This window comes from Shimia sp. W99 (assembly GCF_053851455.3).
The window spans coordinates 1,538,881-1,563,930 of record NZ_JBSQBU020000001.1 but is presented as its reverse complement, the minus strand read 5'-3'; the positions used below and the strand labels follow the sequence as shown (position 1 = coordinate 1,563,930).

At 62.9% G+C, this 25,050-nt stretch carries 26 protein-coding genes; 8 read left to right on the top strand and 18 right to left on the bottom strand.

The genetic code is table 11. The features are described from left to right. The first annotated feature begins 39 nt into the window (after window positions 1-39). Genes ACS3QZ_RS07750 through folD form a run of 3 tightly spaced genes read left to right on the top strand, consistent with a single transcriptional unit; the run spans window position 40 to window position 2,156 of the window. Window positions 40-336 carry a chorismate mutase gene (locus ACS3QZ_RS07750; protein ID WP_456037316.1) on the top strand — a complete coding sequence of 99 codons (297 nt, stop codon included), beginning with the start codon at window positions 40-42 and terminating at the stop codon, window positions 334-336. Window positions 337-347: 11 nt separating this feature from the next. Beyond that, window positions 348-1,241 carry a bifunctional 5,10-methylenetetrahydrofolate dehydrogenase/5,10-methenyltetrahydrofolate cyclohydrolase gene (locus ACS3QZ_RS07745; RefSeq protein WP_093089995.1) on the top strand — a complete coding sequence of 298 codons (894 nt, stop codon included), beginning with the start codon at window positions 348-350 and terminating at the stop codon, window positions 1,239-1,241. Between the two features lie 12 nt (window positions 1,242-1,253). Beyond that, the gene (gene folD / locus ACS3QZ_RS07740; protein WP_456037315.1) at window positions 1,254-2,156 is read left to right on the top strand and encodes a bifunctional methylenetetrahydrofolate dehydrogenase/methenyltetrahydrofolate cyclohydrolase FolD; all 903 of its coding nucleotides are present in this window, start codon (window positions 1,254-1,256) and stop codon (window positions 2,154-2,156) included. Window positions 2,157-2,210: 54 nt separating this feature from the next. Here the strand turns inward: folD and ACS3QZ_RS07735 are convergent, their stop codons facing one another. Next, window positions 2,211-2,633: a PaaI family thioesterase gene (locus tag ACS3QZ_RS07735; protein WP_456039319.1), complete on the bottom strand. Its 423-nt coding sequence runs from the start codon at window positions 2,631-2,633 to the stop codon at window positions 2,211-2,213. 122 nt (window positions 2,634-2,755) lie between these two features. Here ACS3QZ_RS07735 and ACS3QZ_RS07730 point away from each other — a divergent pair, with 122 nt between their 5' ends. Next, a complete protein-coding gene (locus ACS3QZ_RS07730) occupies window positions 2,756-3,520 on the top strand; it encodes a LytTR family DNA-binding domain-containing protein (RefSeq protein WP_456037314.1) in 765 nt (254 codons plus the stop codon). Window positions 3,521-3,544: 24 nt separating this feature from the next. Here the strand turns inward: ACS3QZ_RS07730 and pdeM are convergent, their stop codons facing one another. From pdeM to ACS3QZ_RS07705, 5 genes are all read right to left on the bottom strand, one after another. Continuing rightward, a complete protein-coding gene (gene pdeM, locus ACS3QZ_RS07725) occupies window positions 3,545-4,210 on the bottom strand; it encodes a ligase-associated DNA damage response endonuclease PdeM (RefSeq protein WP_456037313.1) in 666 nt (221 codons plus the stop codon). Between the two features lie 116 nt (window positions 4,211-4,326). Then, complete coding sequence (locus ACS3QZ_RS07720) at window positions 4,327-6,750, bottom strand: ligase-associated DNA damage response DEXH box helicase (RefSeq protein WP_456037312.1); 2,424 nt, start codon at window positions 6,748-6,750, stop codon at window positions 4,327-4,329. A 6-nt stretch (window positions 6,751-6,756) separates the two neighbouring features. Next, window positions 6,757-7,077, bottom strand: coding sequence for an ArsR/SmtB family transcription factor (locus ACS3QZ_RS07715; RefSeq protein ID WP_456037311.1), 321 nt, complete (start codon window positions 7,075-7,077; stop codon window positions 6,757-6,759). A gap of 80 nt (window positions 7,078-7,157) precedes the next feature. Continuing rightward, on the bottom strand, window positions 7,158-7,580 hold the full coding sequence (locus tag ACS3QZ_RS07710; RefSeq protein WP_093089991.1) for an acyl-CoA thioesterase: 423 nt from the start codon (window positions 7,578-7,580) through the stop codon (window positions 7,158-7,160). A gap of 111 nt (window positions 7,581-7,691) precedes the next feature. Next, on the bottom strand, window positions 7,692-7,916 hold the full coding sequence (locus tag ACS3QZ_RS07705) for a hypothetical protein (RefSeq protein ID WP_456037310.1): 225 nt from the start codon (window positions 7,914-7,916) through the stop codon (window positions 7,692-7,694). Between the two features lie 155 nt (window positions 7,917-8,071). Here ACS3QZ_RS07705 and ACS3QZ_RS07700 point away from each other — a divergent pair, with 155 nt between their 5' ends. Beyond that, window positions 8,072-8,767, top strand: a complete 696-nt coding sequence (locus ACS3QZ_RS07700; protein ID WP_456037309.1) for a winged helix-turn-helix transcriptional regulator — start codon at window positions 8,072-8,074, stop codon at window positions 8,765-8,767. A 103-nt stretch (window positions 8,768-8,870) separates the two neighbouring features. On the opposite strand, the gene ACS3QZ_RS07695 is transcribed toward ACS3QZ_RS07700, so the two are convergent. The 3 genes from ACS3QZ_RS07695 to ACS3QZ_RS07685 form a co-directional block, all read right to left on the bottom strand. Beyond that, window positions 8,871-9,731, bottom strand: coding sequence for a DUF302 domain-containing protein (locus ACS3QZ_RS07695; protein ID WP_456037308.1), 861 nt, complete (start codon window positions 9,729-9,731; stop codon window positions 8,871-8,873). Window positions 9,732-9,740: 9 nt separating this feature from the next. Further along, entirely contained in the window at window positions 9,741-10,118 is a 378-nt protein-coding gene (locus tag ACS3QZ_RS07690; protein ID WP_456037307.1) for a DUF4345 domain-containing protein, read from the bottom strand. Between the two features lie 101 nt (window positions 10,119-10,219). After that, window positions 10,220-11,452 carry a mandelate racemase/muconate lactonizing enzyme family protein gene (locus ACS3QZ_RS07685; RefSeq protein WP_456037306.1) on the bottom strand — a complete coding sequence of 411 codons (1,233 nt, stop codon included), beginning with the start codon at window positions 11,450-11,452 and terminating at the stop codon, window positions 10,220-10,222. Between the two features lie 150 nt (window positions 11,453-11,602). Here ACS3QZ_RS07685 and ACS3QZ_RS07680 point away from each other — a divergent pair, with 150 nt between their 5' ends. Next, window positions 11,603-13,048: a M20 family peptidase gene (locus ACS3QZ_RS07680; protein WP_456037305.1), complete on the top strand. Its 1,446-nt coding sequence runs from the start codon at window positions 11,603-11,605 to the stop codon at window positions 13,046-13,048. Between the two features lie 140 nt (window positions 13,049-13,188). Continuing rightward, on the top strand, window positions 13,189-15,114 hold the full coding sequence (locus ACS3QZ_RS07675) for an FAD-dependent monooxygenase (RefSeq protein ID WP_456037304.1): 1,926 nt from the start codon (window positions 13,189-13,191) through the stop codon (window positions 15,112-15,114). Between the two features lie 33 nt (window positions 15,115-15,147). On the opposite strand, the gene ACS3QZ_RS07670 is transcribed toward ACS3QZ_RS07675, so the two are convergent. From ACS3QZ_RS07670 to ACS3QZ_RS07630, 9 genes are all read right to left on the bottom strand, one after another. After that, window positions 15,148-16,230 carry a Zn-dependent alcohol dehydrogenase gene (locus ACS3QZ_RS07670; protein ID WP_456037303.1) on the bottom strand — a complete coding sequence of 361 codons (1,083 nt, stop codon included), beginning with the start codon at window positions 16,228-16,230 and terminating at the stop codon, window positions 15,148-15,150. 89 nt (window positions 16,231-16,319) lie between these two features. Next, a complete protein-coding gene (locus ACS3QZ_RS07665) occupies window positions 16,320-17,522 on the bottom strand; it encodes a TCR/Tet family MFS transporter (RefSeq protein ID WP_456037302.1) in 1,203 nt (400 codons plus the stop codon). A 186-nt stretch (window positions 17,523-17,708) separates the two neighbouring features. Further along, window positions 17,709-19,037, bottom strand: coding sequence for a lyase family protein (locus ACS3QZ_RS07660; protein ID WP_456037301.1), 1,329 nt, complete (start codon window positions 19,035-19,037; stop codon window positions 17,709-17,711). A gap of 3 nt (window positions 19,038-19,040) precedes the next feature. Next, a complete protein-coding gene (locus tag ACS3QZ_RS07655) occupies window positions 19,041-19,751 on the bottom strand; it encodes an alpha/beta fold hydrolase (RefSeq protein WP_456037300.1) in 711 nt (236 codons plus the stop codon). Beyond that, window positions 19,744-20,532 (bottom strand): 3-oxoadipate enol-lactonase, encoded by a 789-nt coding sequence (pcaD, locus tag ACS3QZ_RS07650; protein ID WP_456037299.1) that lies wholly within the window; start codon window positions 20,530-20,532, stop codon window positions 19,744-19,746. Before pcaD ends, ACS3QZ_RS07655 begins: the two co-directional genes overlap by 8 nt. Window positions 20,533-20,534: 2 nt before the next feature. Then, complete coding sequence (locus ACS3QZ_RS07645; RefSeq protein ID WP_456037298.1) at window positions 20,535-21,728, bottom strand: endonuclease/exonuclease/phosphatase family protein; 1,194 nt, start codon at window positions 21,726-21,728, stop codon at window positions 20,535-20,537. 178 nt (window positions 21,729-21,906) lie between these two features. After that, window positions 21,907-22,881 carry a threonine ammonia-lyase gene (locus tag ACS3QZ_RS07640; RefSeq protein ID WP_456037297.1) on the bottom strand — a complete coding sequence of 325 codons (975 nt, stop codon included), beginning with the start codon at window positions 22,879-22,881 and terminating at the stop codon, window positions 21,907-21,909. Window positions 22,882-22,884: 3 nt separating this feature from the next. Further along, window positions 22,885-23,718 (bottom strand): alpha/beta fold hydrolase, encoded by an 834-nt coding sequence (locus tag ACS3QZ_RS07635; RefSeq protein ID WP_456037296.1) that lies wholly within the window; start codon window positions 23,716-23,718, stop codon window positions 22,885-22,887. Further along, entirely contained in the window at window positions 23,718-24,404 is a 687-nt protein-coding gene (locus tag ACS3QZ_RS07630) for a haloacid dehalogenase type II (protein ID WP_456037295.1), read from the bottom strand. The genes ACS3QZ_RS07635 and ACS3QZ_RS07630 overlap by 1 nt, the downstream gene beginning before the upstream one ends. A 142-nt stretch (window positions 24,405-24,546) precedes the next feature. On the opposite strand from ACS3QZ_RS07630, the gene ACS3QZ_RS07625 reads away from it, so the two are divergent. Next, window positions 24,547-24,975 carry an FKBP-type peptidyl-prolyl cis-trans isomerase gene (locus ACS3QZ_RS07625; RefSeq protein ID WP_093089975.1) on the top strand — a complete coding sequence of 143 codons (429 nt, stop codon included), beginning with the start codon at window positions 24,547-24,549 and terminating at the stop codon, window positions 24,973-24,975. The last annotated feature ends 75 nt before the right edge of the window (window positions 24,976-25,050 follow it).

Here is a 25,050-nt window from a genome sequence, read left to right as displayed (position 1 = left end):
CAGGGTAGGGCATGCGCAGAAATTTCCGAGTGGAATGCGATGCTTGACCCTGCCGAATGCCCCGATATGCCCACGCTGCGCGCACAGATAGACACGCTGGACCGAGAGTTGGTCCGGTTGCTGGCAAGACGGGCTGGCTATATCGACCGCGCGGTGGAGATCAAGACAGAGGCGGGGCTGCCCGCCTCTATTCCGGCCCGCATCGAGGATGTTGTGGCCAAGGTGAAAGCCACAGCCGGGGACGAGGGGCTGGACCCCGAGATCGTCGAGGTGATGTGGCGCAAACTGATTGACTGGTCGATCGCGCGGGAAGCGCAGAGCATCGATTTCGAATAGCGGAGCGGACCATGCGCGCAGTTGTGATTGACGGAAAAGCGGTTGCAGCGGAGTTGCGATCAGACGTCAGGGCCGAGGCGCAGAAGCTGAGCGAGCTTGGCTGGTCGCCCCGCCTGGTTTCGGTGAGTGTCGGGGACACGGCGGCGGCCGAACTTTATGTGCGCAACCAGCAGAAACAGGCGGAAAGCGCCGGGGTGCAATTCGAGGCGCGCAGCTATCCGGCGGAGACGTCGCTGGAACAGTTGATCGGGATCCTGCAGGGGCTGAACCATGATCCGCGTGTCAACGGGATCATCATCCAGCGCCCGTTGCCCGAGCATATCCCGGTGAAGGCGCTGCAAAAGGCCGTGCATCCGCTCAAGGATGTCGAGGGCATGCACCCCGCGTCGATCGGCAACATCGTGTATAACGACCTCGCGCTGGGCCCGTGTACGGCGGTGGCGTCGGTGGAGATCCTGAAAACGCTGCCCTTGCAGATGGAGGGGTTGAACGTCACCGTGATCGGCCATTCCGAAATCGTGGGTAAGCCGATAGCCTTCCTGATGATGGGGTTGGGCGCGACGGTGACGGTGTGCCACCACATGACCCGATCGGTCGCCATGCATTCGCGCGCGGCGGACGCGGTCTTTGTTGCCGTGGGCAAGCCGGGCCTTGTGACCGGGGACATGATCAAGCCCGGCGCGGCGGTGATCGACATCGGCATCAACCGCGTCGAGACGCCGGATGGGCCGCGCACGGTGGGGGACGCGGATTTTGACAGTTGCGCCGAAGTGGCCGGATGGATCACGCCCGTACCGGGCGGGGTTGGCCCCGTGACCGTCGCAACCTTGATGAAAAACGCCGTGTTGGCGACGCGGATGCAAATGGACCATTACCGGGACAGCTATGCCCGGACGGATGTATAACGGGAGATCGAGATGACAGCGCAAGTGATTGACGGCAAGGCCTTTGCGGCCAAGGTGCGCGACAAGGTGGCCGGGCATGTGGCCCGTCTCAAGGAAGAAAACGGGATCACGCCGGGGCTGGCCGTGGTGCTGGTGGGCGAAGACCCGGCGAGCCAGGTCTATGTGCGCTCGAAAGGCAAACAGACCGTGGAAGTGGGCATGAACAGCTTTGAACACAAGCTGGCGGCGGATACGGCGGAGGCGGATCTTCTCAACCTCATTCATCAGTTAAACAATGATCCGCAAGTCCATGGTATCCTTGTTCAATTGCCGTTGCCGGGGCATCTCAACGAAGACCTCGTGATCAATTCGATTGCCCCCGAGAAGGATGTGGACGGGTTCCATATTTCCAATGTTGGCCTCTTGGGCACCGGGCAGAAAAGCATGGTGCCCTGCACACCGCTGGGTTGCCTGATGATGCTTCGGGATCATCATGGAAGCCTGTCGGGCATGGATGCGGTTGTGATCGGACGCTCGAACATCGTGGGCAAACCGATGGCGCAGCTTTTGCTGGGCGACAGCTGTACGGTAACGATCGCGCATTCGCGGACCAAGGATCTGGCGGACGTGGTGCGGCGCGCCGATATCGTGGTGGCCGCGGTGGGGCGTCCGGAAATGGTGCCCGGCGACTGGATCAAGGACGGCGCAACGGTGATCGACGTCGGCATCAACCGGATCGACGCGCCGGAAAAAGGCGAGGGCAAGACCCGGCTGGTGGGCGACGTGCATTACGAGAGTGCCGCCGCCGTGGCCGGGGCAATCACGCCGGTTCCCGGTGGGGTCGGTCCGATGACGATCGCCTGTCTGCTGGCCAACACGGTGACGGCCTGCTGCCGGGCAAACGGGCTGGCGGAACCCGAAGGTCTTACGGCCTGAGAGCAGCGACAGAGCGTTTAAAATATGGCAGGCGGATCGACGGATCCGCCTGTTTTATTTTGGAAAAACCGGAACCATGGTGCCCGTCATAAGCGCAATCTGCGTGCTCTGATCCCCGGAGATCGCATGTACCTCTGCCTGAACAATCACAAGCCGCCGCCCGGGTTTGACAACCTTGCCGGTGGCGCGCAACAGATCGCCTTGGGCCGGAGAGAGCAGGTGAATCTTCATCTCGCTGGTCAGCACTTCGGCCTCTGGTGGCATCACCGAAAGGGCAGCGTACCCGGCGGCCGAATCGCCCAGACCAAAGGTCAGGGCGGCGTGGCCGAACCCATGCTGTTGTGTACATTGTTCGAGAATGGGGGCCTCGATTTCGACCATGCCGTGTGCGAGACGGGTCAGCCTCGCGCCGAAGGTCGTCATCATGGCCTGACTTGCAAAGCTTTGTTCAACTTTTGCGGCAATTTCGCGCGACAGATCCAATTGTTTCCCCCTTGTTGCTGATCCGGGTTTGGGCGATCAGTGGCAGGAGAAGAGCATTTGCGGCCCGGGTCAAGAGGGTGTGGCCGCCCAAAGGGGGCCTGTCTCCAGGAAGTACATTGAAGAAGTTTTTTGCAGTCGCGCGATTGACTTATCGCTCGATATTGAAGCCGCAGGTCGTGGCAATCTGGCTTTTGCTTTGCGTTGCCGTTGTGGTCGCGAGCCCGTTTGGCACGTATTCCTACATGGATTTCGGGCAGCGGGTGATCTATTGGAGCACGGTCGTCACCCTGTCGTTCGTGTTGGGTTTTGGCGGGCGGGCGCTGGCAGTGTACCTGTGCCCGGCGCACGGCGATATCACCCGCTTCGTCGTCGAGGGGATGTTTGCCACGCTGTTCATATCGGTCGCGGTCTGGGGGCTGGGCCGGGTGCCCTTTTTCGGACCCGAAGTACGGACGGTGCCCTTTTATCTGACCCTGTCATATGTCGCCCTAGTATCGGGCGCCGTGGTCACGATCCGGGCGTTTGTCATGCTCGCAAGCGGGGCAAAATCCGCCGCCGTGGAGCGTGTGCGCCCCCGGTTGGCGGATCGGCTGAACGGTGAGGCGGCGCCGTGGATTCTGCATCTTTCGGTCACGGACCATTCGGTGGATGTCACCACGGACAAGGGGCGGGAAAGGGTGCGGATGCGCCTGACCGACGCGATCAAGGAAATGGAAGGCGTCGAGGGGTTTCGGGTGCACCGGTCGCATTGGGTGGCGCGCGATGCGATCCGGCGCTGTGAAATGAAGCAGGGGCGGTGTTTTCTTGTCCTTGTGAATGACACGCGCGTTCCGGTGAGCCGCAACTATCGCCCGATGCTTGAAGAAGTCGGGATTCTCTGAGCCTATTCAGAAGGTTGGCAAGTTTTATCCGCGGGGCATGGGGATTACGCGCGGTGTCTGGCCGGTGATGATGGCGCGGGCTTCGGGCCGCATGAGCGTGGCCAGCGCGGCGTCGGTGCTGCGCAATCCGCCGGTATAAGTGCCAAAGGCCGGCAGGATCACGCGGTCGGCATCGAAAAGGAACGCGGGACGCGAAATGGCACGCAGGCGGGTTTGGACACGCACCTTGGGATGGTAGTGGCCCGAGATTTCGCCGCTTTTGCGAGGCTGGGCGATATGGCGGAAGGTGAGCGGCGGCAAGGGCAGTTCGGCAAGATGTGTGCCGCCCAGGGCAATCGGACCGGGATCGTGGTTACCTTCGATCCAGACCCAGCGGCGCCCGGCCTGAAGACGGTTGATCCAGAGACGGTCTGCCTCGGAAAGGGCGCGGGCCGCTTCGAGATCGTCGAAACTGTCACCAAGGCAGATCACGGTGCCCGCATTGGTGCTGTTGAGATCGTTTTCCAGCCGGATCAGGGTATCGCGGGTCTCGTACGGGGGGAGCTGCGCTCCGTCGCGCCGGGCCAGACGGTCGGACTTTCCAAGGTGCAGATCGGACACCACGAGCAGGCGTCGCTCGGCCCACCAGAGCGCGCCGGAGCCGAGCGCGGTGAGGGTTGCCCCCGCCAGTGAAAACTCTACGCCGTTCATGGTGTGTTCCTAGACCGGGGTGAACATGCGCGCAAGAGGGTTCGTGCGACGCTTGTCTTATTCGAACATTAATGGAGAAAATAAGGGCATTTTTCGTGCAATATAGACTGTATGAATTACATTTGTGCGAGTCCGCTGTCTATCATAAGCGCCTCGGTCTCTTCTGCCAGCAGACGTTCTTCGGCGCTGCCGCTCTGGACCGGAACCTTGCCGACTTCGAGAAAAAGCGGTGCCGCAAACGGGGTGACATGGGGCGTGCGCACGAGATCGATCCGGGTTTCGACGCGGGTCAGGAGATCTTCGATGCGGGCGAAATCGACAAGTCCGCGCATCGCCTCTTGCCTTGTGATCTGCATCAGCAGGTGGTCGGGATCGTATTTCAGAAGCGTGTCGTAGAGGATGTCGGAGGAGAAGGTCGCCTGCCGCCCGGACTTGCGTTTGCCGGGCATGTTGCGTTCGATCAGCCCCGAGATCGTTGCAGCGCCGCGAAAGGTGCGTTTCATCAGGGCGTTACCGGCCAGCCAGCCATCCAACCCGTCGCGGAAAGCCTCTAGATCAAAGAGCGGGGTCGGGTCGGTGACGGCATCCAGCCCCCAGATCAGGGTGGCGTAGTCGGTCGAGACAAACCCCATCGGCGCCAGCCCGGTTTCCTCCATGCGTTTGGTCAAAAGCAGGCCAAGCGTCTGTTGCGCGTTGCGTCCGGCAAAGCCATAGACGCAGAGGTTCTCGCGCCCATTGCGCGGGAAGCTTTCGATCAGAAGCCGCCCCGGTTCCGGCAGGCGGGACATGCGGTTCTGGAGCTGTATCCAGTCGGCCGTGTGGGCCGGTAGGTCGGGCCATTCATGGCGTTGCAGGCTGTGTAGGATACGTTGGGAGAGCTGGGTGGATGTTGCAAATTTTGTGCCTGAAAACACTGCGATACGGGGCTTTCTTGCGGCGTTGCGTGAAACCTCGACGGTCATTTCGCGCAGGCCTTCATAGCGTACGATCTGTCCACCGATGAGGAAGGTGTCGCCCGCCGAGAGCGTGGCGGCAAAGCTCTCTTCGACCTCGCCAAGTGGCTTGCCGCCACGGCTGCGTTTGAGGCGCACCTTGAGCGTGTCGGTGTCCTGAATGGTGCCCGCATTCATGCGGATATGTGCAGCGGCGCGGGGATCGCGCAATTGCCATAGTCCATCACTACGCTGTTGCAGGCGTTGCCAGCGGTCATAGGCCTTGAGCGCGTAGCCGCCCGTGGCGCAGAAGTCGAGGCAGGCGTCGAACTCGGGCCTTGTCAGGTCGACATAAGGTCCTGCGCTTTGCATCTCTTGAAAGAGCGCGTCGGCGTCGAAAGGCCCGGCGGCGGCGGTCAGGAGGATGTGCTGGCAGAGCACGTCGCGCGGGCCGGGGCCGCGCGGGTCGCCGTCAAGATCATGGTCGCGCACAGCCTGAAGGGCCGCGACGCATTCGATGACTTCCCAGCGGTTGGCGGGCACCAAGAGCGCCTTGGATGGGGCATTGTAGCGGTGGTTGGCGCGTCCGATACGCTGGACAAGGCGTTTGACGTTCTTGGGGGCGCCGACCTGGATCACGAGGTCGACATCGCCCCAGTCGATGCCCAGATCCAGCGAGCCCGTGCAGACAATGGCGCGCAGATCGCCACGCACCATGGCGGCCTCGACCTTTTGACGCTGGTCGCGGTCGAGGCTGCCGTGATGGATGCCGATGGGCAGGCCTTCTTCATTGGCAAGCCACAGATTATGAAAGAAAATTTCCGCCTGCGCGCGGGTGTTGTGAAAGATCAGCGTGGTCTTGTGGCGCTTGACCTGTTCTAGAACGGCGGGGATCGCATAGGCTGCGCCGCCTCCGGACCATGGCGGCTCTTCCTGCGTTTGAAGCATGGAAATGTCGGGATCGGGGCCGGGATCGGCGGTCACGATCGCACAGGGGTCGGGATTGCGGGCCAGCAGGCGGGCGATGTCGGCGGGGCGGTCGACGGTGGCCGAGAGACCGACGCGGCGTAGGTCGGGGCAAAGGGTTTGCAGGCGGGCGAGCGCCAGAAAAAGCTGATCACCACGTTTGCTTTCGGCGAGCGCGTGGATTTCGTCGACGATCACGCGTTTCAGCCCGGAAAAGATATGCGGCGCGTCCGGGTAGGAGGTCAGCAGGGCAAGGCTTTCGGGCGTGGTCAGCAGGATATGGGGCGGATCGGCGCGCTGGCGTTTCTTGGCGGTGTTGGAGGTGTCGCCGGTGCGGTCCTCGATGCGGATGGGCAGGCCGATTTCATCCACAGGGGTGCGCAGGTTGCGCTTGATGTCGGCTGCGAGCGCTTTCAGCGGGGAGACATAGAGCGTGTGCAGCCCTTCGTGGGGCGCGCGGGCCAAATCCGCGAGCGTGGGCAGGAACCCGGCCATGGTCTTGCCGCCCCCGGTGGGGGCAATCAGCAGCGTGCAGGGATCAGCCGCGCGCGCGAGCATGTCGCGCTGATGCGGGTGGGGCTGCCAGCCGCGCGTTTTGAACCAGTTTTCAAGCGGTTGGGGCAGGGCGCCCGCGTCTGACACCGGGCCTTATTCCTCGGCAGGGCCACAGAACAGGCGGTAGAGCATGCCGATCACCTCGGCCGTGTTCTGGTCCGCAAGGCTGTAATAGATGGTCTTGCCCTCGCGCCGGGTGGAAACCAGCCCCTCTTCGCGCAGGCGGGCGAGCATTTGCGAAACGGCGGCCTGACGGATTTCCAGAAGGTTCTCCAATTCGCCCACGGATTTCTCGCCGGACCCGAGATGGCAAAGGATCATCAGGCGGCCCTCATGGGCGAGCGTTTTCAGATACGCGGCGGCCGAAGCGGCGCTGCGGGCCATTTCAGAGGGCGGAGCGGGGGGCGCTTGCATGTTCACGGGTGCGGTTCCTCGGGTTGTCACGCATTTTATAACATGGTGCGATTTCGAATGCGAGTTCGGTCGTGATTTGACTACGCGGTCTCCCGCCAAGCTTCCGCTTTTTTGATGACGTCTTCGGGAATTGGGCTGGCGCGTCGTGCGGCGAGATCCAGCATGACGCATTTGAAGATCGTCTCGAATGAAATGGCCTTGTCCTCGGCGCGGATCAGGCGGTGGCGAAACGTCATTGATTTGGTGCCGATTTCGAGGATGGCGGTTTCAAGAAAGATCGAGTCTCCCGCAGACAATTCGGCGCGAAAATCGCTGTCGGCGTGGACCACGGCAAAGGACAGGCGGCGGCCCGAACGCATGTCATTGGCGGTCAGGCCCATTTCCGACTGAATGGCAAAGACGCCATCGGAACAGGCCGCGAAATACCTGGAAACATTCATGTGGCCCAAAAAATCGCAGTCGGAGGGTTCGACGACCGAGCGGAAGGAAATCATAGCGGGCATGCGTATACTCCTTTTGGGGTGGAACAAGGCGAGTATGCCGCTGTTTGGGAAGTATTGGAACTGTTGGACTCTTGGCCTTTTTCGGGGGAGAGGGAACGTGTTTGTTGTGGTTCAGAAGTCGCGCGGCGTGGCATACCAGAGCATGGCCCCGGCGAGCGCGTCACGTGCCGCGCCCGGGGGGGAGGTGCGCGGGGCAAAGTCGGGATGTGATTTGGGCGCGCGCGAGCATTCGCGGGACTTGGAGGAGGCAGGCAAGTCCATGCGTCCGCGAATCCGGTAAAGGGTCAATAAACCGCGCAGGAGTGGCGGGGTCAACCGGGCGAAATTCAGTGGCATCGGGTATGTCCTCTGGATTGTTTCCTTTAGGACAAGTGTGCGTGACGAGCGCATCATGCGGCCAGTCGGCCAAAGAGAGCGGGTCGGTACACAAATGATACTGGACCCGGCGGTGGGCATCCCACTACCCTTGTCGCATAAGGGAGGGCGCGATCATGACCGCCAAACCATATGGGCTGATCTGCCCGATATCCAAAGCCTGCGAAGTTTTGCAGGCGCGTTGGACGCTTCCGATCCTTTGTGAGATTTGGGCCGGGGAAACCCGGTTCAATGATATTCGCCGTGCCTTGGGAGGTATCTCGCCGACCGTTTTGTCGCGTCGGTTGAGCGAGTTGGAGGCGACGGGAATGGTCGAGCGGATCGAGGATCCGGCCAAGGGAAGCGTGGATTACCTGCGCACGCAAAAGGCCGTGGATTTGGAACCTGCGCTCATCGCGCTGGCGCACTGGGCACAGGCCAACATCGAGGCAGACGTGGCGCTGTCTTATGAAGTGTCCACATTGATGTGGAAAATGCGCAAGATGGATGTGAGCAAGGTGCCTGCGCGCCGGATCGTGGTGCGGTTTCATTTCTCGGACGCGGACGAGGCGCACGAGGTCTATTGGCTGTTGTTGCGTCCCGGTTTTCCAGTGGAAGTGTGCGTGGATGTGCCGGGCTTCGAGGTCGATCTTTACGTGGAAACGACGACGGAGTCCTTCGGGGCCGTGATCATGGGGCGGTCCACGCTGGCGCGTGAAGAAGAACTGGGGCGGATGTACGTCAGTGGGGATGCGGCCTTGAAGCGAACGTTGCCGGATTGGTTTCCCAAGTCAAAGCACAGCACCGCCGAAGGGATCGCGATGTTGCCTTGAGCGGAGCACTTCGCGCTCTTGCGATTTGGCCATGGTGGAATAGACGTTGTCTTCTGCGCGCATAAACGGACCGGAAACCCCGGTCGGTGCGCGCCGCGGGAAACTAGTTGAGTGCTGCCTTGAACGTTGCAGTCAACCTTTCATTAAGCGCGTGATGGGGCGGCGCGGATGTTCCGTAATGCAGCTTGGCCAGTGCGGCGATGTCGTTGAAGAGTACCACCGAGCCCCCGTTCGGGGCGGCGTAGACCAAGAGTTTCTGGCAGAAGGCGTCCAGGCCGATGGCCGGGAATTGCGCCATGGCGACACCGCCGGGGGCGGGGCCGCCAAACAGGAGGAGCGTCGCCTCGGGCAGATCGGCGCCAAGCGCGGCGGCCTCGGCCTTGAAGTCGATCTCGCCAAACCAGATCGTGTCGCTTTGGGCCTTGACAGTTGCGGTCAGGCTGGCGACGGCATCGGGAACGGATTTGGTGCTGGAGAGCTTGATAATGCCGTAATCACGGGGCGCGATGGGGGCCGGGGTCGTTGTCACCGTGTCGGGGCCTGTGAGCGTGGCGAGCGTGTCTTGGAAGGCTCGCAAAGCGGGCGAGTCCTGGAGTTCGTGCCGCGACTTGAGAAAGCCCGCCCCGGAATAAATCACGCGGGCCTCGCCGCTCTGGGCGTAGTTCAGCACCTTGAACGGAAGGTCCAGCCCGGTCGCGATGTTCTCTGAAAGGAGTGGGGTATTGATGGCCGGATCGGAAAAGATCTGCACCCGCGCGGGCGGCATCGAGACGCCCTCGGCGGCAGCAAGGCGGGCGTGGTCTATCGCGACAATGCGCTTCAGGCCGATCGCTTCGATCGCTGCAGCGATTTCGGCAAAGCGGGTGTCGACAGCCTCTTGCGGTGTTTCTGCAAAAAGCGGTGTCGATTGAATCATCGCTGCCGCGACAAGGGCGGCAGGCAATTTGGGCAGGTGTGAGAACATGGCGGCGCCTCAGGATGCGGGGCGGCGCAGGGCGTTGAAGGCGAGCGCCGCGAACGCCAGTTCTGCCAGAAGGTAGAAAATGAGAACCGGGCCCGGAATACCATCCATCAGGACGCTCAGGATGCGGCCAGCCGCGAGCCCGCCCATGAACACGAAAAGGCTGATCAGGGCGGGGCGGCGCAGGGACGCGGTGAGCGCCCCCATGATCCAGAGCACGACATTGGCAAAATACAGCCCCATGATGGCGCGGAACACATGGGTCTGGTTGGTGCCTTCGACCGGGAAACCCAGCAGGTAGTTCACCGAACGCGCCGGGTCCACGCCATAAGAGAGGGCAATGGGCACAAGCCCGATAGCCGCGAGAACAAGGACTAGGCGTTCAGTCATGGCAGGTCCTTCATCTGTCTATGTGCAAGCGTGTTCAGCTTTGTAATGCGTTTCAAGAGAAAACGAGACTTCGAGGCGATTGGATCAGTTCCGGTATTGGGTCACTCCGTCACCGGCGGTGCGCCCCCGGCGAAGTTGTTACCGTGCTGATAGTCGCAGGGATCGTCCTGCATTTGCAAATGCAGCCCGTCGCCGGTGAACGGATGGGCGCGGGCGAGGTCTTCGTCGACCTCGATGCCAAGACCCGCACCGGTGGGGGCGGCGATATAGCCGTCTTCGACGCGGAAGCTGTGCTTGATCAGGGCATAGTGGAAATCGGTCTCGATGCTTTCGACCAGCAGGCAGTTGGGGATGGACAGGCCAAGCTGGATATTGGCGGCCCATTCGATGGGACCGGCATAGAGGTGGGGGGCCATCTGGGCATTGTAGACCTCGGCCATGGCGGCGACTTTTTTCATTTCCCAGATGCCGCCCGCGCGCCCAAGCGCGGGTTGAAGGATGGTGGCGGCGCCCTGGCGCAGGATCGGGGCGAACTCGGCCTTGGTGGTGAGGCGTTCGCCGGTGGCCACGGGGATCGACACGGCGCGGGCAACCTTGGCCATTTCTGCGTAATTGTCCGGCGGGATGGGTTCTTCGAACCAGAGGGGGGAATAGGGTTCGAGCGCCTTGCCAAGGCGGATCGCGCCTGCGGTGGAGAACTGACCATGGGTGCCAAAGAGGAGGTCGGCGCGGTCGCCCACGGCCTCGCGGATGGCTTTGCAGAAGGCAACGGATTTGGTGATGTCGTTCATCGCGGGCATATGGCCGCCGCGCATGGTGTAGGGGCCGGCGGGGTCGAATTTGACCGCTGTATAACCCTTGTCCACCATGGCCAGCGCGCATTCGGCGGCCAGTTCGGGCGAGGACCAGAAGGCGTTGATGTCGTGATGGGGCAGCGGGTAGAGATAGGTATAGGCGCGCAAGGCGTCGTTCATGCGCCCGCCAATGAGCGCATGCACCGGGCGGTCACGGTCTTTGCCCAGAATATCCCAGCAGGCGATCTCGAGCCCGGAATACGCGCCCATGACGGAGAGGTCGGGGCGCTGGGTGAAGCCGGAGGAATAGCTTTTGCGGAAGAGTTTTTCGATGTTTTCGGGGTTTTCGCCTTCGAAATACCGCGCGAACAGGTCGCGGATAATGTGGGTCATCGCCTCGGGGCCAATCGAAGAGGCGTAGCATTCGCCCCAGCCTGTGATCCCGGTATCCGTGGTGAGTTTCACCAGTATCCAGTAGCGCCCGCCCCAGCCGGGGGCGGGCGGGGCGGTGACGATGATGTCGAGGTCCGAAAGGCGCATGTTGATCTCCCTTTCCTGTCAGGCTGACGGGTGGTTGCGCGTCGTGCAAGGCAGAATGCGACAGATGCATGTCGGGATAACGCCGGGTCATGGGTGACTTGCCGGGGGGCTTTGGGCAGATTGATCCGCAAGAGGGAGAGGGGATTGACCATGTTGAAACGGATTCTGGCCGCCATTTTGCTGGTTCTGGTGGTGTTGGCCGCGGTGATTGGCGTGAAAACGTTTCAGTATCGCCCCGGGGCGGTGGCCGAGGCCGAACCGTTCCGGTTCGAGGCCGATCTCGAGGGAGCGGTTCAGGCGCTGAGCCGGGCGGTGACGTTCGAGACCGTGTCCACGGATATGAGCCGCCCGGATTTTCGCGCGTTCCTTGCGTTTCTGGAGGCGCAGTATCCGCAGGTGCATGCCACGATGGACCGGGTCGAGCTTGAGCCCGTGACTCCGCTTTACAAGTGGCAGGGGACGGACCCCTCGTTGGCGCCGGTGCTTTTGGCGGCGCATTATGACGTGGTTCCGGTGGCGCCTTTTTCGCTTAATCAATGGGAGCATCCGCCCTATGCGGGCGCGGTTGACAGCGAATTTGTCTGGGGGCGGGGGACGCTGGACAACAAGGGCGCGCTGATCGCGATCATGACCGTGGCGGAACAGCTGATCGCAGACGGGTTCACGCCGAAACGGACAATCTACCTGAGTTTTGGCGGGGATGAGGAAACCGGCGGCAAGGGGGCCGAGGCGGTGGCGGCCCATCTCAAGGCGCAGGGTGTGGAACTGGAATGGGCGCTGGATGAAGGGTCATTCGTGCTCGACAAGGTCATTCCGGGGCTGGACGTGCCGGTGGCGAGCATCAACCTTGCCGAAAAGGGATATGTGACGATGCAGTTGGTGGCAACTGCTGCGGGCGGGCATTCGTCGATGCCACCACGCGAGACGGCGGTGGGCAAGCTGGCCAATGCGGTGGCGCGGTTGCAGGACAACCCGGTGCCCGGCGGGCTGACGGGTGTATCGGCCGAGTTCTTTGACGCGCTGGGGCGGCATTTCACCATCGAGAAACGCGCGATTTTTGCCAATCGCTGGCTGTTTGATCCGCTCTTGGAGGGGATTTTGTCCGGGTCGCCGTCGACCGATGCGATGCTGCGCACGACCACGGCGCCGACCATGCTGGAAGGGTCGCCCAAGGAAAACGTGCTGGCGCAGCGCGCGGTGGCGACGATCAACTTCCGTATCCATCCGCGTGATAGCGTGGATGACATTGAAGCACATGTGCGGTCTGCGATTGATGACCCGAAAATCGAGATCGTGGTGCAGCGGGAATTCGCCTCGCCCGCCTCGCCGGTGTCGGATTCAAGCGGGCCGGGATATGTGGATATCGAAGCCGCGATCCGGCAGGCATTCGGCCCGATTGCCTCGGTGCCGGGGCTGACCATCGCGGCGACGGATGCGCGCCATTATGCCAAGGCGGCCAAGGCGGCCTATCGGATCAACCCGTTCCAGATCACCGGGGATGACCTTGCGCGATTCCACGGGTTGAATGAGCGGCTTTCGATCGAGAATATCGAGAAAGGCATCAACTTCTACGCGGCGCTGATCCTGAAACAGTAAGCGAGGAGATTGACAAGCTTCTGTTAAATAGTGAGAAATTGACAAATAATCGGTATACTTATTAATTCTTGACAAGAGATAGTCAGTATAGCTATTAATTTGCGCATCCCGCATGGCGAGTGCTGCAAGGAGGCGTTTGGATGCAATATTACGTTGATGGATTCCGTGGGGGAGACCCCGACCGCAAGACCGCCGCGCCGGGGGTGCGGGATCGTGATCCCTTTGCGCCGCTGCCGGAAAAGGTCGACGTGCTGATTGCGGGGACCGGGCCGGCGGGGCTTTGCCTTGCCGCGCAGCTGGCGCAGTTTCCCGAAATCGAAACCATGATCGTTGAACGCGACCCGCGCAACATCACCAAGGGCAAGGCCGACGGGATCAACACGCGCACGATGGAGATGTTCCAGGCCTTTGGCTTTGCCGACACGGTCAAGCGCGAAAGCTACTGGGTGAACCAGACGGCGTTCTGGATGGCGGATCCAGAGAACCCGGCCCATATCAAGCGGATTGGCCGGGTACAGGACGTGGCCGATGACAGTTCCGAGATGCCGCATATCCTGATCAACCAAGCGCGGCTGCATCAGTTGTTCCTTGACGTGATGGAAAATGCGCCGACGCGGCTGCAACCGGATTACAACTGGGCGGTGAGGGATCTCGTGGTGGACCCGGACGCCGAGGATTACCCGGTCACGGTAACGCTTGAGGATACGGGCGTGGACTGGGGGCAGACCCGGAGAGTGCGCGCCAATTACGTGGTGGGCTGTGACGGGGCGCGGTCGGCCGTGCGCAAGGCCATTGGCGGAGAGCTGCACGGCGATGCAGCGCATCAGGCCTGGGGGGTGATGGACATTCTTGCGAACACGGATTTCCCGGATGTGCGCCAGAAATGCCTGATCAGTTCCGCCAGCGACGGCAATATCCTGATCCTGCCGCGCGAAGGGGGATACCTGTTCCGCATGTATGTGGAGCTGGACAAGCTGAGCGCGGACGAGCGCGTGGCGGACCGACAGTTCACCCGCGAGGACATGATTGCTGCCGCCAATCGCATCATGGCGCCCTATACGATTGACGTGAAGGAGGTGGTCTGGTGGTCGATCTATGAAATCGGGCACCGCCTGACGGACCGGTTTGACGACGTGGCGCCGGGCGAGGACCGCAATCCGCGCGTGTTCACCGCCGGAGACGCCTGTCATACCCACAGCCCCAAGGCCGGGCAGGGCATGAACGTGTCGATGCAGGACACGTTCAACCTTGGCTGGAAGCTGGCGCATGTGTTCCAGGGGCGGGCCGATGCGCGGCTGTTGCGCAGCTATTCGGCGGAGCGCTGGCTTGAGGCCAAGCGGCTTGTCGATACCGATCACGAATGGGCGCGGATCATGTCGGCGCCGCCGGGCCAATCGGCGCTTGATGCGGGGGACGAGCCGCGTTTTGTGCAGGCGTTCAAGGAAAACCTCGAGTTCACCGGGGGGCTGGCCGTGAAATATGACCCGTCCGAGTTGATCGGGGAACCGACCCATCAGGCGCTGGCGACCGGGCAGGAGATTGGCCGCCGCTTTCATTCGGCGCCGGTTGTGCGGGTGGCGGATGCGATGCAGATGCAGCTTGGGCACGTGGCCGAAGCGGACGGGCGTTGGCGGATCTATGCCTTTGCCGGTGCTGGCGATGACGGGCAGGCCGGGGGCGGGATCGCGCGGCTTGCGGAGTGGCTTGAGACCGACGCGGCGTCGCCCGTGCGGCGCCACACGCGCGCCGACGAGGATATCGACGCGGTGATCGACCTGCGTGCGGTGTTCCAGCAGACATTCGACGCCTTGTGCTATGAGGTCATGCCGTCGTTGTTGAAACCCTGCAAGGGCAAGCTGGGATTGCAGGATCACGAAAAGGTCTTTTGTGTCGATCACAAGGGGCGCGGCGATATTTTCGACATGCGCGGGATCGACCGGGATCAGGGGGGCATGGTGGTGGTGCGCCCCGATCAATATGTCGCGCATGTACTGCCGCTTGATGGCTATGACGCGCTGAGCGCGTTCTTTGCCGGGTTCCTGTTGCCGGTGGGCAGGACGGAGTAAGGGGATGCGCCCGGTTTATCGGGGCGCGTCTTTTCAGAACATGATGACGTTGCGCTTGGCCGAGCCGGTCTTGGTGTCGGCAATCGCCTCGTTGATCTGATCCAGCGACCAGCGGCCCGAGATCAGCTCGTCGAGTTTCAGGCGGCCTTGTTCGTAGAGATCGACCATCCACGGAATGTCCCGCTGAATCACCACGTCGCCCATCTTGGATCCGATCATGCCCTGACCCACGGCGGCGAGGATCACCGGTTCATAAGATGATTTTGCGCCAGAATGGGGCATGCCGACCATGATCACTTTGCCGCCCCGGCCCAGATATCGGGGGGCGTCGTCATAGGCGGGAATGGCGCCGACGGTGACGATCACCGCATCCGCACCTTTGCCCATGGCGCGCATGGCGCGGATCCACGGCTTTTTGTCGGTTGCGAGGATGCCGTCAGTCGCGCCGAATTCTTTGGCGATGGCGAGTTTTTCCTCGGACATGTCCACGGCCACGATGCGCCGTGCCCCTGCGATGCGCGCGCCTTGAATGGCATTGAGGCCGACACCACCGGCACCGATCACCACCACGTCCTGCCCTGCGCGGATCTGGGCTGCGTTGACCACGGCGCCGACGCCGGTGATCACGCCACAGGCCACCAGGGCTGCGGCATCCTTGGGCATGTCATGGCTGATCTTGACCACTTGCCGGTGGCTGACCACGACCTTTTCAGCAAAGGCGCCACAGGCCATGGCCTGATGCAGCGCGCCACCGTCGGCTGTCTTGAGCGGGTGGCTGTCGCCATCCACCGGGGTTTCGCAGATCGTGGGCTGACCCCCGGCGCAGGCCGGGCAGGAGCCGCAGGCGCGGATCAGGGTGACGATGACCGAATCCCCTTCCGCAAGCCCGGTGACGCCCGGACCGACCGCGCTGATGCGTCCGGCGGCCTCGTGGCCGTAGACGGCGGGAAGTGTGCCGCCCCATGCGCCATCGGCAAAGGAAATGTCGGAATGGCAGATCGCCACGGCATCAAGCGTGACCTCGATTTCACCCAGAGCCGGGTCGGCCAACTGGATGTCTTCGATCACCAGCGGTTGGCCAAATTCATGGCAGACGGCAGCCTTGATAGTTTGCATGGGGCACTCCCTCTTATTCCCTGCGCCCAGAGTTGGCGGGTGGCGACTCAAAGGCTAGCCAAAAAAGACGCTTGGTGTCGTTTTTGACGTCACGTAGCGCGGCGCGAGCGCAGAAAGACGGCAATGGCGCAGATCATCAGGACCGCGGAGACAAGGAAGGGCGCGCCGGGCAGGTAGACCGGGGCGTCGGGGCCAGAGAAATGCGCGAAGGTCTGGGTCATGACGAGGGGCGCAAGGATATGCGCCAGCGAGGTCAGCGAGGCGAGAACGCCCTGCAATTCACCTTGGGAATCATCGGCGACGCGGCGTGACAGGATGGCCTGAAGCGCAGGCAGGCCAAGCGCGCCAAGGGCAAAGACCGGGATCGCGGCGAGGAGCAGCAGGCCGGAGGCGACAAAGCCGAGAAAGACAAAGCTTGCCAGTTCGATGGCGAGGCCGATGGTCACGGTCCAGCGATTGCCGACCCAGCGGATGGACGGGCCGATGGCAAACCCCTGAACCAGCGCGAAGGCCAGCCCGTAGGCGGCCAGCGAGAAACCGATCATGCCGGGCGACCAGCCAAAGCGCTCGGTGGTGAAATAGGGCCAGACCGCCGGGTAGACCGCCGAGGCGACCTGATAGAGGAAGAAGACCCAGAGAAGCTTGCCCACCGAGGGCAGTTTTCCAAGTGCCGCCAGAGAGCCAAGCGGATTGGCGCGACGCCATGTAAAGGCGCGGCGGGTGGCATCGGTCACGGTTTCGCGCAGCACCATCCAGCCCAGAAGCGCATTGGCCCCGGCGAGGATCGCGGCGCCCCAGAATGGCGCGCGGGTGCCGAACTCGGCCAGGACCCCGCCCAGCACGGGGCCAAGGACAAAGCCGATGCCGAAGCCTGCGCCGACGATGCCAAAGGCGCGGGCCTTTTCATGCGGCTTGGAGATGTCGGCCATGTAGGCCAGCGCGGTGGCATGGGTGGCGGCGGTGATTCCAGCGATGATGCGGCCCAGAACCAGAAGCCAGATCGACCCGGCCAGTGCCATGACCACGTAATCCGCCGACATCACCGCGAGCGAGACCAGCAGGACGGGACGGCGCCCGAAACGGTCCGACAGGCTGCCCAGAAGCGGGCCGCAGAGGAACTGCATCACCGCAAAAACGGTGGCAAGGATGCCGCCCCAGATGGCCGCCTCGGCCAGATCGCCGCCCGTCACCTCGCGGATCAGGTCGGGCATGACCGGCAGGATCAGTCCGATGCCCATGGCGTCGATCACCACAGTGGCAAGTATGACAAGGACGGGCAGGCGGGCGAACATCGGGACTCCGGCAAAAAACCCGCAGAGAGGGGCACGAAATCAGGGGCGGGTCAACGGTGGAAAACCGGAAAAGACCCTCGTGCCGTTGCGGTACCTGGCAAGGTGGCATTTGACTATTTGGGGCAAGATGAAGAGAGGGGCGTGGTTCTTCTTCTCAATGGTTCCAAGTACCCGTGTCCCGCACTCTCAGAGCGCGGCGACGTTGCAGGCAAAGGCGCGGGCGAGCATGGGGGCCTGTCCCATCTGGGTTTGGGCAGAGAAGAGAGACGCTGTGTCCAGGTGGGGGAAATCGCGGGCGATCAGGGTTTCGAGCGGGATTTGCGTCGTGGTGGCTTCACGACAGAGCGCCTTGGTGGCGGCCTGCGCCTCGGGGCGGGGCATCTGTGTGGTCAGCGCAAAAGAAAGCGCCTCGGCATGGATCAGGCCGAGCGGGTTATCTGCCGTGGCCGACATGCTGTCCGCGTTCGGTGACAGGGTTTCACAGATGGTGCGCGCAAGTGTCAGGGCGGACGCAGCGCCAAGGCAGAGCTGGGGCAGCGCAAGCCATTCGGCGAACCATGCCGCTCCGTCGCGTTGATGGGTTTGCGAGGCGCCGCCCTGAAGCGTGGCCATGAGGCTGGCGGATTGGCGCGCCAGCGCCACGAGGGCCGAGGGGGCCACCGGGTTTTGTTTCTGAGGCATGGTCGAGGACGCCCCGACAGGGCCAAGCGAGACCTCGGCAATGCCGCTTTGGGTGAGGCTCACGAGATCGGCGCCAAGCTTGCCAAGGGCGGTGTTGATCCGCGCAAGCCACGTGGCGATGCGCAACACGGACGTGCGGTCGACGTGCCAGCTGCGCCCCGGATCAGCGAGGTTGAGCGCCTTGGCCAGCGCGGCGCGGGTTTCATCCGCTTGCGGGCCAAGCGCGCCCGATGTGCCCGCGGCGCCGGAGAGCGAGACCCAGAGCGAACCGGCGCGCAGTTGTGGTAGTTCGCTGAGCAGTTCCAGAAGCGGCGCACCCCATTCGGCGGCCTGTGCGCCAAAGCTGGTGACAGTGGCGTGCTGGCCCCAAGTGCGGGCGGCCATGGGGGTCTTGGCATGAGCGTCGGCCAGTCCGGCGAGCGCGGTCAGGATTGCCTTGAGGTCGGCCTCGGCCAGTGTCAGCAACTGGCGCAGGCGCAGCATCAGGCCTGTGTCGATAATGTCCTGTGACGTCGCGCCCCAGTGGATGTACTGGCTGTGCTCGGGCGCTTCCATTGCCTTGCGGAAGGCGGCGACCAGCCCCGGCACGCTGACTCCGTTCTGGCCCGTGGCCTCGGCCAGTCCGGCGGGGTCGATCTGCACTTCCATGGCGCTGCGCTGGATGAAGAAGGCGCTGTCCTGGGGGATCACGCCCAGTTCGCCCTGCACCTTGGCGAGCATGCCCTCGACCAGCAGCATGGCGCGCACTTCGGCGCTGTCTGAGAATAGGCGGCCTGCCTCGCCAGTGGGGAAAAGGCGCGCAAACATCGGGCTGTCAAAGACGGAACCGGCCATGAATTATCCTTGGATGATCTGGTCTATCAGGGCAGCCAGGCCCTTGGGGTCTGCAAAGAAGGGCGAGTGGCTGGTCTGCATTTCAAAGACGTCTTTGGCGGGCCAGCTTTCGGTCATGGTGACCTGGAATTCCGGCGGGATGGTGCGGTCATCCATGCAGCGGATATAGCTTTTGCGCACCGTGGCATAGCCCGCGCCAAGGGTGATCGGGGTCTCCTGGGGCAGGATCGCCTGCGGGCAGAGGCGCATGTTGGCAAATTCGGTCGTGCCGTCGGGACAGTCGTGATAGAACACCGCGCCTGTCTGGGTCGGGTCGATGGAGAAGCTTTTTCCGTCAGGGGCTCGCATGACAGCGTGCATCAGCGGTTGGCGGGGCGCGGCTCGGCGCATGTCGGCCAGAGAATAGCCGTCCCACGGGGCATAGGCGCAGAGATAGATCAGGCGCGCGATGCGCCCCGGTGCGAGGTCGGCGGCGCGGCTGATCGGGAAGCCGCCCCAGCTGTGGCCGACAACGATGGTGTTTTCTCCGAGCGCGTCGACCACCGATTGGGCACAACCATCCAGCGTAACGTCGCCTACGGGCGTGGGATCAGCGCCGTGGCTGGGCATGTCGATGCTGCGTGCGGTATGTCCGAGCGCCTCGAGTTCCGGTTCAAGGTCGCGCCAGCACCATGCGCCGTGACAGGAGCCGTGCACGAGGAGAATGTCAGACATGGCCCGTCTCCGTGAGGAAGGCAACCAGCAAGGCGGCGTAGGTTTCAGGTTGCTCGACGCAGGGCAGGTGCCCGGCGCGGCGGATCAGTTCGAAGCGCGAGCCGGGGATCAGGTCGACGGTTTCGCGCACCAGATCCGGCGGGGTGCCGCCGTCTTCGGACCCGGCAATGCCCAGTGTCGGCAGGCGCAGGCCGGAAGTGGGCGTGTAGAAATCGGTGCCCTTGATGGCGGCGGCGCAGCCGGTGAAACCCTCAAGCGGCGTGCGTTCGAACATGTTGCGCCAGAGGGCCAGCTCGGGACGGGCGAGGTAATCGCGGGAGAACCAGCGTTCCATGGTGCCTTGGGCCAGCGCCGCGACACCGTTTTCGCGGGCCATGGCGATGCGCTGGTCCCAGAGGTCGCGGGTGCCGATCTTGGCCCCGGTGTTCGACAGCACCAGCGCGCGCACGAGGTCGAGCCGTTTGACCGCCAAACCTTGCGCGATCATGCCGCCGATCGACAGGCCCACGACCATGGCGTCTTTTACGTCGAGCAGGTCGAGCAATTGTTCGGCGTCGCGCACCAGCGTGCCCATGGCATAGGGTGCGGGCGGGCAATCCGAAAGCCCGTGGCCACGCTTGTCATAACGGATGATGCGCAGGCCCGGCGGCAGATGGGGCAGGATCGGATCCCAGAGGCGCAGATCGGTGCCAAGGGAATTGATGAACAGGAGCGGCGCGCCCGATGGGTCGCCGTCGATGAGATAGTGCAGGCGTGTGCCGTCGAGGTCGGCAATCTGCATGGTCACTCTCCCAGTTTTATATGCGCCATGATTTGTCCGTGGTCGCTGGCCAGTTTGTTATAGGGGGCCTCTGCGTGGCTGCCATCGGTCAGGTGGTCGTTGAATACGCTGAAATACTCCATCTCGCCAAGCCGCTTGTCGTTCTCGGGGTGGAAATGGCGGGACAAATAGATCTGGTCGATGCTTTCATAGACACCGGCAAAGGCCGAGGTATAGACCATGTCGCGCATGGATTTCTGAACGAAGAGCTGTTCGGCGCTTGTCAGGCGCGTTGCTTTGACGGCACCGGTGATCTGGGTGTTTTCTTCCTTGGAATAGCGGTCGTCGCGGTCTTTTGCGTCGTGGCGCAGCATCCACGCGTAGTTGCGGAACGGGACTTCGCCCGAGATGATTTCAGAGCTGACTGCGTGTTCGCCATCGTTGAAATCGCCCAGCACCATAACCGGGCGTCCCTTGTGCAACTCGGCCACGATGGCGCGGCGCAGGACCCAGGCTTCGGCCATGCGGCGGGTTGCGGCGCGCAAGGCCCCCATGGCGCGGCCCACGGGATCATAGCGGGTGAGGTCGGCTTCGGGGGCATAGTCAGCCCCGGCGGGTTTGAGAAATTCGCCCAGCTTGGATTTCAGGTGGCAGTTGAAGACGGTGATGGTGGTTTTGCCGACCGGAATGCGCGCTTTTTGGATCGGGCGGGAGAGGCGCGTCATACGATAGTGGCCTGCGTCTTCGCCCGTCAATTCGCGGAACGGGATGTCGAGCGGTTCGGGCAGGTTCTGGATGATTTCGGGCGGTTCAGCAAAGCCAAAGCGGGACAGAAGCGCGAGGCCGGGGCGGCGCTGACCGGGGAGGCCGGTGTCGTTGGAATTGGGGGCAAAGGCGAGCGCGGCGTCAGTGTAGGGATCATAGCCCAGTTTGCGAAAGATCGCCTTTTTCCGGTAGCTCTTGGATTTTGACGGCAACACCGCATCGTTGGAGGCGATGCCGACGCGGTCGGCTTCGGCAATCACATCGCGCAGCGACTCTTCTTCGAAGATTTCCTGAAAGCCGATGATGTCGGCGTTCATCGAGAAAATCTGGTTGGCGGTCCAGTCTTCTTTCCAGGCGTATTCTTCGGGGGTGTAGGTCTGGAACTCGTAATATTCGCGGTCGGGGCCGATCAGGTTCTTGACGTTGAAAGAGGCGATTGTGAAGCGGGTCATTTTAGTCCTCCTCTGAGGGCTTGATGCCCCGGATCGCTTGCGATCCGGATCGCGCCCGACCCCGCCCCCAAGGGCGGGCGCGATTTGATTGGCTTGTTTCGGTGGCTGGATGGCATGGCCGATTTAGCCACCGTGTCATGGTTTAGAGAGGCGCCCACCCTCAGGGTCGGGCGCGATCCTAGTCGTATTTCGTGATCGTGTCGGCAAAGAGATCGGCGTCGACATTGCCGCCCGTGCAAACCGCGATCACCGCGTCGCCTTCGATCTTGTCTGCATGGAACAGCGCAGCGGCCAGCGCCACGGCGCCGCCGGGTTCAACAACGATCTTGAGGCGTTTGAAGGCGAGAGCCACGGCGCGGAGCGCTTCTTCCTCGGTCACGACAAGGCCGGGGCCGCAGAGGCGGGACATGATCGGGAAGGTGATCTCGCCCGGCGCAGGCGTGATGATGGCGTCACACAGGCTGCCCGATTGGCGGTTGTTGGTTTCGATCCCACCCGAGATCAGCGAGCGGGCCACGTCGTCAAAGCCTTCGGGTTCGACAGGGCGCGCGCGCAGGCCGGGCGCATCCGCTTCCAGAGCCAGCGCGATGCCAGAGGTCAGCCCGCCCCCGCCGCAACAGATCAGCACGTCGCCGGTTTCGACCCCTTCGGCGCGGGCCTGTTCGGCGATTTCAAGCCCGGTGGTGCCTTGTCCGGCGATCACCTGTGGCTCGTCATAAGGGCGGATCAGGGTGAGGCCCCGTTCGCTGGAAATCCTGTCCCCCACCGCCTCGCGGCTTTCGCCGCCGGGACGGTCATAAAGCACCACCTCGGCCCCCAGCGCGCGGGTGTTGTCGATTTTGAGCTGGGGCGCGTCATTGGGCATGATGATCACGGCGGGTGCGCCATGCTGGGCGGCGGCAAGGGCCACGCCCTGTGCATGGTTGCCCGAGGAAAAGGCGATCACGCCGCGTTTGCGGGTCTCGGGGTCGAGCGCGGAGACCGCCGACCAGCCGCCGCGGAACTTGAAGGATCCGGTATGTTGCAGGCATTCCGGTTTGACCAGAACACGGCGTCCGGCGATGTCGTCAAGGAAGGGGGACGAGAGCAGGGGGGTGCGCCGGGCGTGGCCGTCAAGCCGCCGGGCGGCGGCGCGGATCATGTCGATATTCATCTCTCAGGCTTTCAGGTCGTTGACCCAGTTGCGCAAAAGCGCCACCGCGTCGGGTTCGTCAAGGAAGGGGACGTGGCCGCGATCCGGGATGGTCGCGGCGCGCAGGGGCAGACGGTTTTGCATCTCGGTCAGGGTGGCCGCACTCATGATGTCGGAGTTGGCTCCACGAATGGCCGCCAGCGGCAGGCCGCGCAGGGCGTCATAGAGAGGCCAGAGATCGGGCGGTTCGGCGCTGGGATCAAAGGCGGCGAGCGTGGCATCGCGCAGTTTCGGATCGTAGTTGATCCTGAGGCCATTTTCGGAGGCGATGAAGTGCTTTTCCACCTCTTCCCGCCAGCGCGACTGCGGCACGTTGGCAAAGCCGGCCATGCGGCTGCCGATGACGTTTTCAGCCTCGTCGTGGGTTTTCCAGACCGGGTTACGGCCGACGAAATCCAGCACGACGGACAGCCCTTCGACCTCGATCACCGGGCCGACATCGTTGAAACAAACGCCGGTGAGGCGGTCGCGGGCCATGACGGCGAGGGACAGCGCAATCAGCCCGCCGCGCGAGGTGCCAAGGATGGCAGCTTGGTCGATCCCGAGATGGTCGAGCAATTCCAGCGCATCCTGCGCCTCGCGGGGCACGTTGTAGGTCGAGAAATCTTCGGTCCAGTCCGACTTGCCGCGCCCGCGATAATCCATGCGGATCACGCGCGCGCCGGAAAGGGCAGGCATGGCATAGTCAAAGTCGCTGCTGTTGCGGGTCAGGCCGGAGAGGCAGAGCACCACCGGGCCATCTCCCCCGGTGTCATCGTAATAAAGCGAGAGGCCGTCAGAGCTGGTGAATTGGGGCATTAGCGGTTGGTCTCCTCGGGGATGCCGGTGAGGTCGGTCAGCACGATCTGTGGTGTCCATGGCAGGCGGTCAATCGGTTCGCCTGCGCGGTTGACCCAGGCGGTGGTAAAGCCAAAGCCCGTGGCGCAGGCGGCGTCCCAGCCGTTGGAGCTCACAAAGAGCACGTTGTCGGGCGCACAATTGAAGCGTTTCAGGACAAGTTCGTAAACGGAAGCGTCGGGTTTGAAGATGCCCACGTCCTCGACGCTGAGAACGTCGTCCAGCAGTGCGCCGATCCCGGCAGAGTCGACCGCGCCGTTGAGCATCGAGGGCGAGCCATTGGACAGGATCGCGGTGTTCATGCCCTGTGCCTTCAAGTCTGCCAGCATCTGGGGCACTTCGGGATAGGCGGACAGTTCCCAGTAAAGCTGCAACAGGCGTTCGCGCAGCTCGGGGTCGCCTTCAAGCCCGCTGGCCTCGAGCGCCCAATCAAGGCCGTTCTGTGTGACCTCCCAGAAATCGGTATGGGCATCGGCCACGGCACGCAGCCAGGTGTATTGCAACTGTTTCAGCCGCCAGTCCTGCGCAACACGCGGCCAGTGTTCGGCAAAAATCTCACGCCCCGGCTCGGCGGCGGCCTCGCGGGCGGCGGCGGCCACGTCGAAAAGCGTGCCATAGGCATCGAAGATACAGGTGGTGATAGGCATGGTGTCCTCCCTCGCTCGGACCCGAGCTTGGCAGGATTTGGGACGGGGGAAAAGGGGCGTTTGTCATTCCGGCGTGGTGCCGCTAGATTGCGACCCTCAAGCCGATCACCGGATCGGAAAACGCTGAGAGATTGGACATTTCATGACAGCCGCAAAATCGGGCGATACGGTCCGTATTCACTACACTGGCACGCTGAGCGACGGGTCGGTTTTCGACAGTTCCGAGGGGCGCGACCCGCTGGAATTCACGCTGGGGTCCGGTCAGGTGATCCCCGGCTTTGACGCGGCCGTGGACGGTATGGCTGTGGGTGACAAGAAGACCACCGAGATCCCCTGTGATCAGGCCTATGGCCCGCGCCACGAAGGCGCCATCCAGGATGTGCCGCGTGCCGATATCCCGGCGGAAATCCCGCTGGAAGTTGGCCTGCAATTGCAGATGCAAGCGCCCACCGGACAGGTCGTGCCGGTGACGGTTGCCGCGATCACCGAAGAAACCGTGACGCTGGACGCCAACCACATGCTGGCGGGCAAGGATCTGACCTTTGCGATCGAACTGGTCTCGATCAACTAAAACTTTCCGGTCAACGAAATTTGCGAAAGCCCGCCATTTATAGGCGGGCTTTTCTTTTTGGGGCAGGGTGTTAGC